The following is a 14,582-nucleotide window of genomic DNA, read 5'->3' on the forward strand; positions in this document are numbered from 1 at the left end:
CCTCACATGTGCCCGACTTCGGCCGGCAACTCATAGAAGCTGGCGTGGCGGTAGACCTTGTCGTCCGACGGATCGAACAGCGGGTCTTTTTCATCCGGCGACGAAGCGGTGATCAACGCCGAAGGCACCACCCACAGGCTCACGCCTTCGCTGCGACGGGTGTAGAGCTCGCGCGCGTTCTCGATGGCCATGGTGGTGTCGGCGGCATGTACGCTGCCGACGTGTTTGTGGTTGAGGCCGTGCTTGCTGCGCACGAAAACTTCGAAGAGGGTCCACTCGGACATTTCAGTTACTCCACATCAGGTGGCCGACTCAGGCGGCGTTCTTGTTTTGTTTTTTGCGGGCGTGGGCGACGGCGGCTTCGCGAACCCAGGCGCCGTCTTCAATCGCCTTGCGGCGGGTGGCGACGCGTTCGGTGTTGCACGGGCCGTTACCCTTGAGCACTTCGTAGAATTCGCTCCACTGGATTTCACCGAAGTCGTAGTGACCGCGTTCGGCGTTCCACTTCAAGTCCGGGTCGGGGCAGGTGCAGCCCAGCAGTTCCAGTTGCGGGATGGTCTGGTCGATGAAGCGCTGGCGCAGTTCGTCGTTGCTCTGGCGCTTGATTTTCCAGGCCATGGATTGCGCGCTGTTCGGCGAGTGTTCGTCGCTCGGGCCGAACATCATCAGCGATGGCCACCACAGGCGGTTGATCGCGTCCTGGACCATGTCTTTTTGCGCCTGCGTACCGTGGCGCATCATGGTCAGGAGGATTTCGTAGCCCTGGCGCTGGTGGAAGCTCTCTTCCTTGCAGATACGCACCATGGCCCGGGAGTAGGGGCCGTAGGAGGTGCGCTGCAGCACCACCTGGTTGACGATCGCCGCACCATCCACCAGCCAGCCCACCGCGCCCATGTCGGCCCAGTTCAGCGTTGGGTAATTGAAGATGCTCGAGTACTTGGCCTTGCCGCTGTGCAGCTTGGCGATTTCTTCATCACGGTCGGCGCCCAGGGTTTCCATGGCGCTGTAAAGGTACAGGCCGTGACCGGCTTCGTCCTGGATCTTGGCCATCAACTGCAGTTTGCGTTTGAGGCTTGGCGCGCGGGTGACCCAGTTGCCTTCCGGGAGCATGCCGACGATTTCCGAGTGGGCGTGCTGGGAAATCTGCCGGATCAGGGTCTGGCGGTAGGCATCTGGCATCCAGTTCTTCGCTTCGATCTTGATTTCTGAATCGATTTTTTCCTGGAAGGCGCGTTCCTGTTCGGACATCTCCGAGAGGTCTTTTATGCGCTTTACGCCTGTTTCTACGAGCTGTGCGTACATTGGGGGTCTCCCGCCGTGAATCTGTTGAAGGCATGGAGAACTTTATAAGCGATACAGAATTTAATATCAAACATAAAATGACGTGTCGTATTTATTTTTTGTATCGCTTTCAGGTTGAGCGGTCCTTCATGAAACACCGTTCCCCTGTAGGAGCTGGCTTGCCAGCGAAAGCGGTGGCTCAGTTGGCAAATTTATCGACTGGACGGATGCCTTCGCTGGCAAGCCAGCTCCTACAGAGAGGGGTGTCTGTTTTTCATGAAAAAACCCAAAAAAAAGCCCCGCAAAAGCGGGGCCATAAGGGGTGCAGCAGTCATGCTTTAGGGCGTTTGTCCACTACGTGGCAAGCCTTGCCCTCGGAACGCTTGATCGAGTGGAACGGCTGCAACACGATCCGCGAACTGATCCCGATGTACGTCTTGATGTGCTTGCTCAACTCACCACAAACAGCCTTCTGCTGTTCGTCACTCAGGTGCTGATGTTCAGCTTTCAATTCAACATGCACATCCACGCTGTCCAGGTTGCCATTGCGATACAGATGGATCTCGTAGCACTCGGCAAGCTGTTTGACTTTGAGCACCTGCTCCTCGATCTGCGTAGGGAACACGTTGACCCCGCGGATGATCAGCATGTCGTCGCTGCGTCCGGTGATCTTGTCGATGCGCCGCATCGGCCGCGCGGTGCCCGGCAGCAGGCGCGTCAGGTCGCGGGTGCGATAGCGGATCATCGGCAGGGCTTCTTTGCTCAATGAGGTGAACACCAGTTCGCCCATCTGCCCGTCCGGCAGCACTTCGCCGGTGACCGGGTCGATGATTTCCGGGTAGAAGTGGTCTTCCCAGATGGTCGGGCCGTCCTTGGTTTCGGCGCATTCCATCGCCACGCCCGGGCCCATGATTTCCGAGAGGCCATAGATGTCCAGGGCGGTGATGCCCATGCGGGCTTCGATGGCGCTGCGCAGTTCGGCAGTCCATGGCTCGGCGCCGAAGATGCCCAGGCGCAGGGCCAGCTTGTGCGGGTCGATGCCCTGGCGCTCGATCTCGTCGGCGATGTTGAGCATGTAGGACGGCGTGACCATGATGATATCCGGCTGGAAATCCTTGATCAGCTGCACTTGTTTTTCGGTCTGGCCGCCGGACATCGGGATCACCGTGCAGCCCAGGCGTTCGGCGCCGTAGTGCGCGCCGAGGCCGCCGGTGAACAGGCCGTAGCCGTAGGAGATGTGCACCTTGTCGCCACGCCGGCCACCGGCCGCGCGGATCGAGCGCGCCACCACGTTGGCCCAGGTGTCGATGTCGTTCTGGGTGTAGCCGACGACGGTCGGTTTGCCGGTGGTGCCGCTGGACGCGTGCAAGCGCACGATGTCATGCATCGGCACGGCAAACATGCCGTAGGGGTAGTTGTCGCGCAGGTCGGACTTGGTGGTGAAGGGGAACTTCGCCAGGTCGTCGAGGGACTTGATGTCGTCCGGGTGCACGCCCAGCGCATCGAAGCGCTGACGATACAACGGCACATTGTTGTAGGCGTGGTTCAGGCTCCAGCGCAGGCGCTCCAGCTGATGCTGGCGCAGCTCGTCGATGCTGGCGGTTTCCAGCGGGTCCAGCATTGGGCCCAGGGCGGCATTGGCTATTGGCATGTTCATGTGTTCACTCGAATTGTTTTTGTGTTCCAGCCCTTTTGCGCAAGGGCTTTGAGTGCATGCCCCAAGGATACCTCTCGGCTCCTTGGGAATCGCGATTCTTTAGTGGGATAGACGCTCGATGATCAGCGCGATCCCCTGGCCGACGCCAATGCACATGGTGCACAGGGCGTAGCGGCCATTGCGTTCCTCAAGTTCATGCAGGGCGGTGGTGACCAGGCGTGCGCCGCTCATGCCCAACGGGTGACCCAGGGCGATGGCGCCGCCGTTGGGGTTGACCCGTGGGTCGGTGTCGCTCAAGCCCAATTCGCGCAGTACCGCCAGGCCCTGCGCGGCAAAGGCTTCGTTGAGCTCGATCACGTCCATGTCCGCCAGGCTCAGGTTGGCCACTTCCAATACCTTGCGCGTGGCCGGTACCGGGCCGATGCCCATGATGCGTGGTTCGACACCGGCAGTGGCCATCGCCACGACCCGGCCACGAGCGGTCAGGCCGTGGCGCTTGGCGACTTCGGGGCTGGCCAGCAACAGTGCGCAGGCACCGTCGTTGACCCCGGAGGCGTTGCCGGCGGTGATGCTGCCGCCTTCACGGAACGGCGTGCCCAGTTTGGCCAGTTGCTCAAGGGTGGTGTCGCCGCGCGGATGCTCGTCGTGCTCGACCACTTTGGCCGGGCCTTTGCGCTGGGGAATTTCCACCGCGACGATTTCCTTGGCCAGGCGACCATTGGCCTGGGCCGCAGCGGCGCGCTGCTGACTGCGCAGGGCGAAGGCGTCCTGGTCAGCCCGGGAGATGTTGAACTGTTCAGCGACGTTCTCTGCCGTTTCCGGCATGGAATCGATGCCGTAGGCCTTTTTCATCAGCGGATTGACGAAACGCCAGCCGATGGTGGTGTCGAAAATCTCGGCTGCACGGGAAAACGCCTGCTCCGCCTTGCCCATCACCAGTGGCGCGCGGGACATCGATTCGACGCCACCGACCAGCATCAACCCGGTTTCGCCGCTGCGAATCGCCCGGGCGGCGGTGCCGATGGCATCCAGCCCGGAACCGCACAGGCGGTTGAGGGTGGTGCCCGGCACGCTCACCGGCAAACCGGCCAGCAGCGCCGACATGCGCGCGACGTTGCGGTTGTCTTCGCCGGCCTGGTTGGCGCAGCCGTAGATCACATCGTCCACGCTGCTCCAGTCCACTTGCGGGTGGCGGCGCAGCAGTTCGCGCAGGGGCACCGCGCCGAGGTCGTCGGCGCGTACGCTGCTCAGGACTCCGGCGTAGCGACCGATCGGGGTGCGCACCGCGTCGATGATCAGGGCGTCATTCATTGGGGGTCTCCTGCGCCAGCACCGAGCCGCGCACTTTGTAGGATTTGCCGTGGAACAGGGCGATCAGCTGGCCCTGCTGGTTTTCGATGCGTACGTCGTAGTTGCCGGTGCGACCGGAGCGGCTTTGCTCGATGCAATCGGCAGTCAGCGTGTCGCCCAGGTGCGCCGGGGCGATGTAGTCGATGCTGCAGCCGATGGCCACGGTGGCTTCGTTGTAGCTGTTGCAGGCAAAGGCGAACGCCGAGTCGGCCAAGGCAAACAGATAGCCGCCGTGGCAGGTGCCGTGGCCCTGCACCATGTCGGCACGCACCGTCATGCCCACTCGGGCGCAACCGGGGGCCGCGGACAGCAGACGGATGCCCATCGCCTGGCTGGCGGCGTCACGCTGGAGCAGCGTTTGTGCACAGTTGACGGCCAGGTTCATCGCTTCGTGGTTAGTCATGCAATGTTCTCCCTTCGGCGACGCGACGGCGCAGCAGTAGCGACGGCCGGTAGCGTTCTTCGCCATAACTGGCTTGCAGGTTTTCCAGCACGTTCAGGATGTGCGCCAGGCCAATGGCATCGGCCCAGGCCAGCGGCCCCTGTGGATAATTGACCCCGGCGCGCATCGCCAGGTCGATGTCAGCCGCCGACGCCACGCCTTGCAGCAGGGCATCGGCCGCCTCGTTGGCCAGCATCGCGACGGTGCGCAGGACGGCCAGTGCCGGGCTGTCGCTGAGCAGGCTGACCTTGAAGCCGGCGCGTTGCAGCAGGGCGATACCTTGTTCCAGGGCCAGCGGATCAATGCCTGCCGCATGGCTGATGGCGATGCGTTGGGCCTTGGTGTAATCGAGGGTCAGGTCCAGCAGGATCAGGTTGCGCAGCCCGTCTTCCCTGGCGCGCTGACAGGCCATGCGCCCGTCGCTCAAGGCCAGTACCGCGTCACCGACCCGCAGCAAGCCGCGACCATCGCGCTGGATGACGTCGACGCCTTGCTCGCGCAGACGTGCAAGCAAGCCTTGGACAATGCCCAGGTCGCCTTCGGCAATGCACGTTTCGACGGCCGCATCACTGCTGATCTCGGCAGCGGGCGGACGCTCGGCCCCTTGGGCGTAGCTGTAGAAACCCTGGCCGCTTTTACGCCCCAGGCGCCCGCCGTCCACCAGCTCTTTCTGGATCAGCGAAGGCAGGAAACGCGTGTCCTGGTAATAGGCATCGAACACCGAGCAGGTCACGGCATGGTTGACGTCATGGCCGATCAGGTCGGTCAGCTCGAACGCACCCATGGCAAAGCCACCGGCCTCGCGCATCAGCGCATCCAGCGTGGCGCAATCGGCGGCGCCTTCCTGGAGCATGCGCAGGCTCTCGGCATAGAACGGCCGGGCCACGCGGTTGACGATGAAACCCGGGGTGGAACGGGTGTGCACCGGTTTCTTGCCCCAGGCCTTGGCGGTGTCGTACAGGCACTCGGCCAAGGCCGGATCGCTGGCCAGGCCGCAGACCACTTCCACCAGCGGCATGACCGGCGCCGGGTTGAAGAAGTGCAGGCCGAGCAGGCGTTGCGGGTGATCGAGTTGCGCGGCGATGCTGGTGATCGACAGCGACGAGGTGTTGCTGGCCAGGATGCAGTGCTTGCCGCAGATCTCTTCCAACTGGCGGAACAGCGCGCGCTTGACCTCAAGGTTCTCGACGATGGCTTCGATGATCAGATCGCAATCGGCCAGGGCTTCGATCGCTTCCACGGCGTACAGGCGTGCAATCGTCGCGCTGCGCGATTCGGCGGACAGTTTGCCGTTCTCGACCCGTTTGCCCAGTTGCCGATCGATGCCGCCAATGGCCTGGGCGGCAGCGCCGGGGCGATTGTCCAGCAGCAGCACCGGATGCCCGGCCTGCGCCGCGACCTGGGCAATGCCGGCGCCCATGGCACCGGCGCCGATTACGGCGATACGTGCAGAAGTGTTCAGTGCGGTCATGACTCAGCGTCCCTTGAAGCTTGGGGTGCGTTTTTCCATGAAGGCGCCGACGCCTTCGCGATAGTCCTCGCTGCGCCCGGCCAGGCGTTGCAGGTCACGCTCCAGCTCCAGCTGTTCATCGAAGCTGTTGCTCAGGCTGGCGTTCAGGCTGCGCTTGATCAGGGCCAGGCCGTAGGTCGGCTGGGTGGCCAGGTGGCGGGCCAGTTTCAGTGCTTCATCGCGCAATTGCGCGTCGTCCACGCATTGATAAATCAAGCCCCATTGCTCGGCTTGTTCGGCGGTCAGACGATTGCCCAGCATTGTCAGGGCCTTGGCCCGGGCCATGCCGACCAGGCGCGGCAGGGTCCAGGTGCCACCAGAATCGGGGATCAGGCCGATCTTGCAGAACGCCTGGATGAAACTGGCCGAACGCGCTGCCAGCACCAGGTCGCAAGCCAGCGCAATGTTCGCGCCGGCACCGGCGGCCACGCCGTTGACCGCGCAGATCACCGGCATCGGCAGGTCGCGCAACTGACGGATCAGCGGGTTGTAGAACTTTTCGATCGACTCGCCCAGGTCCGGCACGGCGCTGCCCGGCGCGACATTGCGGTCGCTGAGGTCCTGGCCCGCGCAGAAGCCACGTCCTTCGCCGGTCAGCAGCAGCACGCGCACGTCGGGGTTCTGCCGCACTTGCTTGAGCGCTTCCTTCACTTCGCCATGCATCTGGGTGTTGAAGCTGTTGAGCTGATCCGGGCGATTGAGGCTGAGCAGGGCGACGCCGGCCTCGATGGAAAACAGGATGTGTTCGAAGTTCATGGTCTTGGCGCTCTCTTGGCGATCTCGAATTCGGTGATTACTGGCCGGTGAAGGTCGGCGTGCGTTTTTCCTGGAAGGCGGCGATGCCTTCGTCGCGGTCGCGGGTGCCGGCCAGCACGGTGAACGCGTGACGCTCGAAACGCAGGCCGCTGGCGAGGTCCGTGTCCATCGCCTTGAGCAGCGCTTCCTTGGCCAGGCGCACAGCCAGCGGGGCCTTGCCAGCAATGTTGCGAGCGATCTGCAGGGCACGATCGACGGTGAATTCCGGCTGGGTGACTTCGCTGACCAGGCCGGCGCGCTGGGCCTGGCGGGCGTCGATCGGCTCGCCGGTCAGGACCATCTGCATGGCCATGGATTTGCCGACGGCGCGCAGCAGGCGTTGGGTGCCACCCGCGCCGGGCATGATCCCGAGATTGATTTCCGGCTGGCCGAAGCGGGCATCTTCACCGGCCACGATGATGTCGGCGTGCATCGCCAGTTCGCAGCCGCCGCCAAGGGCGAAGCCGTTGACCGCGGCGATCAGCGGTTTGTTGAAGCGGGTGATGGCCTGCCATGAGGCCTGGCGCGGGTCGTCGAGGATGCCGACCAGGTCGCGCTCGGCCATTTCCTTGATGTCGGCACCGGCGGCGAAGGCCTTGCGACTACCGGTCAGGACCACGGCACGGGTTTCGGGGTCGGCTTGGGCAACGCTCAGTTCGTCAGCCAGTTCGCCCAGCAATTGGGTGTTCAGGGCGTTCAGCGCTTGCGGGCGCTGCAGGGTAATCAGGCGTACGCCAGGCTCGATGAATTCGACGGCAAGGGTTTGAGGCATGGCGGATGCCCTCACGGTGAACGCTCGGCGGTGATGCCGGCTTGTTATTGGATCGACCGCAGGGGCCGGTTTTGCTGGAGTATACCTGCAACGTGATACGCAAATGCAATAACAAAATTGATTTAATGTGTCTTATTGGTGCTCTGTCAGCTGTGACATTGCCACGCTGTATCGCCGTGGATGGTGGGTTTGTCCTTTATTTTATTGGGTTTCATGGCTGTTTTTGCGCCGCCGTGCAGGTCGTCGGAAAGGCCTGGTTCAAGTGATACGCTTTTTTGTCTTTGTGAATGTAAAAGCGATATGATACAAAACAAGTAAATATTTGCATCGCTTTGCGAAGGAAGCTGCCATGACCTGCTACAGCCTTGATGGCCTGACCCCGGTGGTTGATCCGAGCGCCTATGTGCATCCGTCCGCCGTGTTGATCGGCGACGTGATCATCGGCCCCCACTGTTATGTAGGGCCGCTGGCCAGCCTGCGCGGTGACTTCGGGCGGATCGTGCTGGAGGAGGGCGCCAATATCCAGGACACCTGCGTGATGCACGGCTTCCCCGACAGCGACACAGTGGTCGAACGCAACGGGCACATCGGCCACGGGGCGGTGCTGCACGGTTGCCGGATCGGCGCCGATGCGCTGGTGGGGATGAATGCGGTGGTGATGGACAACGCGCGCATCGGCCCGCGCTCCTTCGTCTCGGCGGCGGCCTTTGTCAAGGCCGGCTTCGAATGCCCCGGGCAGTCACTGGTGATGGGCGCACCGGCCAGCGTCAAACGCACCCTCAGCGATCAGGAAGTGGCGTGGAAACAGGCGGGCACCCGCGAGTATCAGCAACTGGCCAGGCGGTGCCTGGAGCAGATGCATGTGTGTGAACCGTTGGCAGAGCCGGAGCCGGATCGGCCGCGTATCAGCGACAGCAGTCATCGACCCAAGGGTAATAGCCTGTGAACGCAGGCCCGTTGTAGGAGCGAGCTTGCTCGCGAAGGTGTGTCAGCTACCTTGGTGTCGACTGACACACCATCGCGAGCAAGCTCGCTCCTACAGGGATTTGCGATTAACAGACGGACTTTCGGTATATTCCTTTTCTTTTTTTGCTCGGTACGCCCATGTCGTCCCTGACACCCTTGAACCATCTGATTACCCGCTTTCAAGAGCAGACGCCGATCCGCGCCAGTTCCTTGATCATCACCCTTTATGGTGACGCCATCGAACCCCACGGCGGGACTGTCTGGCTGGGCAGCCTGATCCAGTTGCTCGAACCGATCGGCATTAACGAACGGCTGATCCGCACCTCGATTTTCCGCCTGACCAAGGAAGGCTGGCTGACCGCCGAAAAGGTCGGTCGGCGCAGTTACTACAGCCTCACCGGCACTGGTCGCCGGCGTTTCGACAAGGCGTTCAAGCGGGTCTACAGCACCACAATGCCGGCCTGGGACGGATCCTGGTGCCTGGTGATGCTGTCGCAACTGACCCAGGACAAGCGCAAACAAGTGCGCGAAGAGCTGGAATGGCAAGGTTTTGGTGCGATTTCGCCGGCGGTACTGGCCTGTCCGCGCAGTGACCGCACCGATGTCAACGCCACGCTGCTCGACCTCGGCGCCCAGGAAGAAACCATCGTCTTCGAAACCACCGCCCAGGACGTTCTCGCCTCCAAGGCCCTGCGCCTGCAGGTGCGCGAGAGCTGGAACATCGAGGAACTGGCGACCCATTACAGCGAGTTCATCCAGCTGTTCCGGCCGCTCTGGCAAGCGCTTCGCGAGCAGGAAAACCTGCAACCTTCGGACTGCTTCCTGGCGCGGATCCTGCTTATCCACGAATACCGCAAGCTGCTGCTGCGTGACCCGCAACTGCCGGACGAGCTGTTGCCCGGCGATTGGGAAGGACGCGCGGCCCGACAGTTGTGCCGCAACATTTACCGTTTGATCTACGCCAAGGCCGAGGAATGGCTGAACAGTGCACTGGAAACCGCCGACGGTCCGTTGCCGGATGTGGGCGAGAGCTTTTATCGACGCTTTGGCGGGTTGAAATAACCCGTCGACGCTCTGGAGAGTCGCTGTTCAGGAGAACCTGTTGATTGACGTAGACAATAAAAATAAGCCTGCGTGAGGCCTGACATGATTTCTACAACCGCACAGCGCCAGGATGGGTTCGATCAGTGGATCCATCAGATCAACCAGATCTGTGGCGCCTTCAACGCACAACCCCTGGGCAGCGAGTTTGCTGGCCAGATCCGTGAATACCACAGCGATGCCCTCAAGCTCAGCTTCGTCGACGCCTGCCAGGCGCGGCTCTACCGCACGCCGCAGGAAGTGGCGGCGGGCGAGGGTGGCAAATACTTTGCGGTCTTCCAGCTCGATGGCTCCGCGGGCATGGCCCAGGGTGACGACCGGGTGCTACTGTCCGCCGGGGACATCACCTTGATAGATGCTGCGCGGCCCAGTGACTTCACCTACAGCGAAAACTCCCGACAGTTGTCGCTGATCCTGCCGTATCAACTGGTCGAGCAGACCCTGCGCTTCAACCAGGTCAAGTGCGGCCACCGCATCGCTGCGTCGTCGCCCATCGCCATGCTCTCGCATCGGCTGATCCTCGACGCCACCCGCCAGCAGCACCTGACCCGCCAGGAAAGCGAAGCGACTTTGGAGGCAATCGTCAGTCTGTTGCGTCCGGCCATCAGCCAGAACGACGATTGCACCGACCTGCACGAACGAACCTTCCGCAAGACCCTGAATTTCATCGATGCGAATATCCGCTCCGAAGAACTGTGCCCGGAATGGCTGGCGCGGGAAGTCGGCATGTCGACCCGTGGCCTGTACCGGATGTTCGCCAAGAAGGGCCTGGTGGTGGCGCGCTACATCAAGAACCGCCGGCTGGACCTGTGCGCCGAATCCCTGCGCCAATCGCGCAAGGAAGAGAAGTTGTCGGTGCTGGGGTATTCCTGGGGTTTTTCCGATTCGAGCTACTTTTCCACGGCGTTCAAATCGCGCTTCGGCATAGCGCCGGGGGAATATCGCAAGCAATACGCCTGAAGACGCATAACCCTGTAGGAGCGAGCTTGCTCGCGATGGACGTCAGGACAACGCGGGCATTCAGACAGCCCGCGTCATCGTTGACGCCCATCGCGAGCAAGCTCGCTCCTACATTATTTCGGTGAGTTGAGGTTCAGCGTCGGCGTTTCATCGAAGAAATTCCACGGCTTGAGCAGCACATGCACCCATTCGGTCGGCATGATCGGCCATTCTTCGGCCCGGGCGATGTGGGTGGTGCCGGTGGTCAGCCAGACCACATCGTCGGTGTTCTCGATCGAATGGTTATCCTGGGTGAATTGTCCCAGTCCCGAGTCTTTGTCCGAGCGGTTCGGGTACTTGCCTTCCGGGTACTTTTCCTCCGGGTTGTATTGCGTCACCCACAGTTGCTTGTCCATGAAGCTCAGGCGGTGGTACAGCCATTCGTCGGTGCCGAAGTTGGCGCCCTTGGCCACCGGATGGGTGCCACCGGCATAGGGAATCAGCTGGTAGGACACCGGGTTGCCGACCTTGTTTTCCTTGCTGAAGTTGGTCAGCAGGCGCACGGTCGATGGGTCGAACTTCTGCGCCGCTTGCTGCTCGGTGCTGACCACGCGAGTTTCGGTCTGCATGGTGCTGGTGCGCGGGCCGCCACGGTCGTTCGGTAGCACCACCGGGTTCACTTCCACCAGGGAGTTCTGCTCGCCGTCCACGTCCATGTCAAGGCGGAAGTTATAGATGTGCTGGTGCGTGGTGCCGACGATGTTGTGGTCGAGCAGGGTGCCGAAGCGCGTGTCTTCCTTGGCGGTGTCTTCGTGCATGGTCCTGGACTTCACGCCCTTGACCGCTTCGATACCGGTGGCACCGGCGTCGATGCCGATGGTGCCGTTCTGCTGGAAGACCCAGTCGAAGATGTAGTCGTAGTTGCCGACGGTGCTGATCCAGCGCACCACCAGTTCACGCCGCTCGGTGCTGAGGTTGGGCTGGCCCATTTCCTGGTGTTTGTATTCCGGCCCGGCGTAGCGTTCGAACACCGCCATGGCCCGCGGGATCGCGGTCGGTGCGCCGGTGTAGTCGGCGATGGTGGCGTCCAGCAGCACGGCGTTCTCCGGGGCGTCTTTGCCGCGGGCGATTGGCGAGGTCAGGGTGCCCATGCCGTAGTCGCCCGAGTCGAGGTAAGCCTTGAAGTACCAGCCGACATCCGGGTCGCCGTAAGGCACGATCATCCCGCCCAGGGAGCCTTCGTACATGACCTTGCGCTTCTTGCCCTGGTCGTCATAGGTGACCGTGGACAGGATCGGGCCAACTCGCGAGTCGAGGCGAACGTGGAAATCCCAGTTCTGCCAGTGAATGCTGTTGCCAGTGATGGTGTAGTTCTTGCCTTCGGGCTCGATGATTTCCAGCGGCTTGACCGCCACGCCCTTGCGCCCGCGTCCGTCGTAGGGTGTGGGTTTCATCGGCACCGGAATCAGCGCGTCGTCTTCGATCTTGATGAGTTTTTTCTGCTCCAGATCGACGATCGCCACCAGGCCTTCGATCGGGTGCGCCCAATAGTTGCCGTCATCGACGTTGAGGTAGCTGACGATCTTCAGCAGGCGCTTGTCCTGGGCCAGCCCGTCCTTGCCGTCGAAGTAACCGACGGTCAGCGGCGTCGCGACGACCTTCTTCACATCGTTGATGCCGCGCTTGGCCAGGGCCTGGGCGTATTCGGGGCTGGTCTCGACAGCGGTTTGCACCGTGGCGAAATCATCCAGCAGCACCATGCCGTGGGCGCCTTCGATCGGCTTCCATGAGTTGAGCGTCTTGCTGTCGAGGTCCACCAGCGCCTCGATCACATGCTTGCCGTCGAGCACCACGATGTTGGCCTGGCGCGGCTGGGTGACGTTTTGCCCGGTGAAGACGAAGTTCCACACCTGATCCTTCGGCGGTTCCTTGACCGAGACTTCAGTGAAGCGAAACCCTGGCTTGTAGTGTTCCGATTGCTTGATGATGTCCACCGCCGTGGTGATTTCAGCCGCACTCAGGGGGTTGAGCGGGCTGGGGCGGGTTTCGACGACGAAGGTCGTGTCCAGGCCGGACTGGAAGACCTGGTTGATGAAGTCCTTGGGCATGTACGCCGTCTTGCCCTTGAACACCACTGGCACCGTCAGCTCCATGCGCTTGCCGTTGAGCATGGCTACTTTGCTGTCCGGCTTGACCTTGAGGTAGACCCCGTCCTTGGCAATGGTGAACAGGTTCGAGTAGTCGTCCCATTTGACGGAGGCACCAAACTCCTCGAGGCCCGCTTGCAGCGGCACCATTTCGGCGTGACCACCGTGGGCCTGTGCATTGTTCATGCACAAAGACAGGCCGAGGGCGCTCAGGGAAATGGCCAGGGCGAGCCGGGCGAGCGGTGATCTTTTGGGCGATACTTTGGCGCTGGACATGGGTGCATTCCTGGGGAAAAGCCGGTGACTGGCATTGTTGCACTTTGCTACAGCCAGTCGATGCCTGCCTTTGTATTCCTGCCAGATTGCTTTGACTGCCTGCCTGAATAATCCCAATGATCCGAATTGGCAAGCAGGCGCAGCCCACTGTAGGAGCGAGCTTGCTCGCGATAAACTCAAGAGCGCTGCGTTTTGCCAGTCAGCAAGCGCTATCGTTAACGACCATCGCGAGCAAGCTCGCTCCTACAGCCTTTTATTTGCGCATCGCCACATACGAATTGCGCAGGTCGCTGGCCCAGCCATCGAGCACGCCCTTGACGTTCGCCGTGGTGATGACCTGCTTGTCGTTTTCCAGCGGTATTCCCGTGCCCTTGCGCACTACCGTGGCGACGAGGGTTTTGGTCCCGCCATCAAGAAAGGCGACCTCAGTGGCAATTTCACTGTCCTGGTCACGGATCCCGGTGGCGGTGCTGACGCCTGCGGCAACCAGCGTGATTGGTAGCCATTCATAATAGCGCAGGCCCTGGGTGCTGGCCGTCACCCGCGTGATTGCCGGTCGCACGATCAGGGTTTTGGGGCCTGGAGTGGAGACCACGGTCAAGACCTTGCCCAACTCATGCTTGAGCACCGCATCGTAGTACCAGGTGGTGTCGCCAAGGGTGGTCTGTGGCAGGCGCTCGCTCGGCTTGGGCTGCGGGTAGTAGCGGGTCGGTTCGATGTAGACCTGGGTGTAGCGGTCGAGCTCAAGCTTCGGGTTGACCCAGCTCAGCACCGGTTGTCCTGAGGGCGACTGGTGCTCCGTCAAGGTGCTGTAGTCGTTCAAAAAGCCTGAATAGTTGTCCGGCGCGACGGTTTTGCTGCTGCATGCCGAGAGGACGATGCTTACGGCGGCCAATAGGGGCAGCGAGAAGAGCTTTCTCATCAAGGAGTTCCTGGGTGGAGGGGGGAGCCTGGCGGGTCTTCCGAGCATTCGATGTGCAGATCGCCATTGGCCATGATCCACTGGGTAAACTCGGCGATCGGAACGCGGTGGATGTATTCCACCCATGTGCCGGTGCTCGGGCTGTATTGCTCGAAATAGCGGCGCAGCACGACGTGGGTCCGATCGTCGGTCAGTCCCAGGCACGCCTGCTGGAATAGAATCGGCTCGTCGTGCCCCGGCGCACTGGTGCGCTGGTTGAGGATCACCGTATGAGCGCTATCGGTGGTCTCGGTCGCGTAGGTGGTGTTCGATCCCTGCATGGAAGACCTCATGAATTGGAAGGCGCGCAGGGTGCCGCAGGAGGGTAACGACCGTATGTCCGATTGATGTCAGGCGGGCAGGAATGTTTCCGGGTTGAAATATA

At 61.8% G+C, this 14,582-nt stretch carries 14 protein-coding genes; 3 read left to right on the forward strand and 11 right to left on the reverse strand.

Features of this window, described 5'->3' with window-relative positions:
• Positions 1-2: 2 nt before the first annotated feature.
• From paaB to paaF, 8 genes are all read right to left on the reverse strand, one after another.
• A complete protein-coding gene (gene paaB, locus ACYP2Q_RS21815) occupies positions 3-284 on the reverse strand; it encodes a 1,2-phenylacetyl-CoA epoxidase subunit PaaB (RefSeq protein ID WP_007943393.1) in 282 nt (93 codons plus the stop codon).
• A gap of 28 nt (positions 285-312) precedes the next feature.
• Complete coding sequence (gene paaA / locus ACYP2Q_RS21820) at positions 313-1,302, reverse strand: 1,2-phenylacetyl-CoA epoxidase subunit PaaA (RefSeq protein ID WP_414919469.1); 990 nt, start codon at positions 1,300-1,302, stop codon at positions 313-315.
• 310 nt (positions 1,303-1,612) lie between these two features.
• Positions 1,613-2,938, reverse strand: a complete 1,326-nt coding sequence (gene paaK, locus ACYP2Q_RS21825) for a phenylacetate--CoA ligase PaaK (protein WP_459732401.1) — start codon at positions 2,936-2,938, stop codon at positions 1,613-1,615.
• A gap of 99 nt (positions 2,939-3,037) precedes the next feature.
• Positions 3,038-4,249: a 3-oxoadipyl-CoA thiolase gene (gene pcaF, locus ACYP2Q_RS21830; protein WP_459732403.1), complete on the reverse strand. Its 1,212-nt coding sequence runs from the start codon at positions 4,247-4,249 to the stop codon at positions 3,038-3,040.
• Positions 4,242-4,691, reverse strand: a complete 450-nt coding sequence (paaI, locus tag ACYP2Q_RS21835) for a hydroxyphenylacetyl-CoA thioesterase PaaI (RefSeq protein WP_459732404.1) — start codon at positions 4,689-4,691, stop codon at positions 4,242-4,244. The genes pcaF and paaI overlap by 8 nt, the downstream gene beginning before the upstream one ends.
• Positions 4,684-6,201: a 3-hydroxyacyl-CoA dehydrogenase PaaH gene (gene paaH / locus ACYP2Q_RS21840; RefSeq protein WP_459732406.1), complete on the reverse strand. Its 1,518-nt coding sequence runs from the start codon at positions 6,199-6,201 to the stop codon at positions 4,684-4,686. The genes paaI and paaH overlap by 8 nt, the downstream gene beginning before the upstream one ends.
• Before the next feature lie 3 nt (positions 6,202-6,204).
• Positions 6,205-6,996: a 2-(1,2-epoxy-1,2-dihydrophenyl)acetyl-CoA isomerase PaaG gene (gene paaG, locus ACYP2Q_RS21845; protein WP_459732407.1), complete on the reverse strand. Its 792-nt coding sequence runs from the start codon at positions 6,994-6,996 to the stop codon at positions 6,205-6,207.
• Positions 6,997-7,033: 37 nt separating this feature from the next.
• Positions 7,034-7,807, reverse strand: coding sequence for a 2,3-dehydroadipyl-CoA hydratase PaaF (gene paaF / locus ACYP2Q_RS21850; protein ID WP_459732409.1), 774 nt, complete (start codon positions 7,805-7,807; stop codon positions 7,034-7,036).
• Positions 7,808-8,156: 349 nt separating this feature from the next.
• Between paaF and paaY the strand changes: the two genes are divergently transcribed.
• From paaY to feaR, 3 genes are all read left to right on the forward strand, one after another.
• Complete coding sequence (gene paaY, locus ACYP2Q_RS21855) at positions 8,157-8,753, forward strand: phenylacetic acid degradation protein PaaY (RefSeq protein ID WP_459732410.1); 597 nt, start codon at positions 8,157-8,159, stop codon at positions 8,751-8,753.
• A 158-nt stretch (positions 8,754-8,911) separates the two neighbouring features.
• On the forward strand, positions 8,912-9,835 hold the full coding sequence (gene paaX, locus ACYP2Q_RS21860) for a phenylacetic acid degradation operon negative regulatory protein PaaX (protein ID WP_459732411.1): 924 nt from the start codon (positions 8,912-8,914) through the stop codon (positions 9,833-9,835).
• Positions 9,836-9,919: 84 nt separating this feature from the next.
• Complete coding sequence (feaR, locus tag ACYP2Q_RS21865) at positions 9,920-10,834, forward strand: transcriptional regulator FeaR (RefSeq protein WP_459732412.1); 915 nt, start codon at positions 9,920-9,922, stop codon at positions 10,832-10,834.
• A 113-nt stretch (positions 10,835-10,947) separates the two neighbouring features.
• Here the strand turns inward: feaR and tynA are convergent, their stop codons facing one another.
• The 3 genes from tynA to ACYP2Q_RS21880 all read right to left on the reverse strand — a co-directional run bounded on the left by tynA (position 10,948) and on the right by ACYP2Q_RS21880 (position 14,478).
• A complete protein-coding gene (gene tynA, locus ACYP2Q_RS21870) occupies positions 10,948-13,236 on the reverse strand; it encodes a primary-amine oxidase (protein WP_459732413.1) in 2,289 nt (762 codons plus the stop codon).
• 253 nt (positions 13,237-13,489) lie between these two features.
• Positions 13,490-14,158 (reverse strand): DUF3313 domain-containing protein, encoded by a 669-nt coding sequence (locus ACYP2Q_RS21875; protein ID WP_459732414.1) that lies wholly within the window; start codon positions 14,156-14,158, stop codon positions 13,490-13,492.
• Positions 14,158-14,478 (reverse strand): hypothetical protein, encoded by a 321-nt coding sequence (locus ACYP2Q_RS21880; protein ID WP_459732415.1) that lies wholly within the window; start codon positions 14,476-14,478, stop codon positions 14,158-14,160. The genes ACYP2Q_RS21875 and ACYP2Q_RS21880 overlap by 1 nt, the downstream gene beginning before the upstream one ends.
• Between the last annotated feature and the right edge of the window lie 104 nt (positions 14,479-14,582).

This window comes from Pseudomonas sp. MHK4 (assembly GCF_054600775.1).

Coding starts and splice junctions, on each gene's coding strand:
- paaB (WP_007943393.1), bottom strand. CDS start 284: ATGTCCGAGTGGACCCTCTTCGAAGTTTTCGTGCGCAGCAAGCACGGC.
- paaA (WP_414919469.1), bottom strand. CDS start 1,302: ATGTACGCACAGCTCGTAGAAACAGGCGTAAAGCGCATAAAAGACCTC.
- paaK (WP_459732401.1), bottom strand. CDS start 2,938: ATGAACATGCCAATAGCCAATGCCGCCCTGGGCCCAATGCTGGACCCG.
- pcaF (WP_459732403.1), bottom strand. CDS start 4,249: ATGAATGACGCCCTGATCATCGACGCGGTGCGCACCCCGATCGGTCGC.
- paaI (WP_459732404.1), bottom strand. CDS start 4,691: ATGACTAACCACGAAGCGATGAACCTGGCCGTCAACTGTGCACAAACG.
- paaH (WP_459732406.1), bottom strand. CDS start 6,201: ATGACCGCACTGAACACTTCTGCACGTATCGCCGTAATCGGCGCCGGT.
- paaG (WP_459732407.1), bottom strand. CDS start 6,996: ATGAACTTCGAACACATCCTGTTTTCCATCGAGGCCGGCGTCGCCCTG.
- paaF (WP_459732409.1), bottom strand. CDS start 7,807: ATGCCTCAAACCCTTGCCGTCGAATTCATCGAGCCTGGCGTACGCCTG.
- paaY (WP_459732410.1), top strand. CDS start 8,157: ATGACCTGCTACAGCCTTGATGGCCTGACCCCGGTGGTTGATCCGAGC.
- paaX (WP_459732411.1), top strand. CDS start 8,912: ATGTCGTCCCTGACACCCTTGAACCATCTGATTACCCGCTTTCAAGAG.
- feaR (WP_459732412.1), top strand. CDS start 9,920: ATGATTTCTACAACCGCACAGCGCCAGGATGGGTTCGATCAGTGGATC.
- tynA (WP_459732413.1), bottom strand. CDS start 13,236: ATGTCCAGCGCCAAAGTATCGCCCAAAAGATCACCGCTCGCCCGGCTC.
- ACYP2Q_RS21875 (WP_459732414.1), bottom strand. CDS start 14,158: ATGAGAAAGCTCTTCTCGCTGCCCCTATTGGCCGCCGTAAGCATCGTC.
- ACYP2Q_RS21880 (WP_459732415.1), bottom strand. CDS start 14,478: ATGCAGGGATCGAACACCACCTACGCGACCGAGACCACCGATAGCGCT.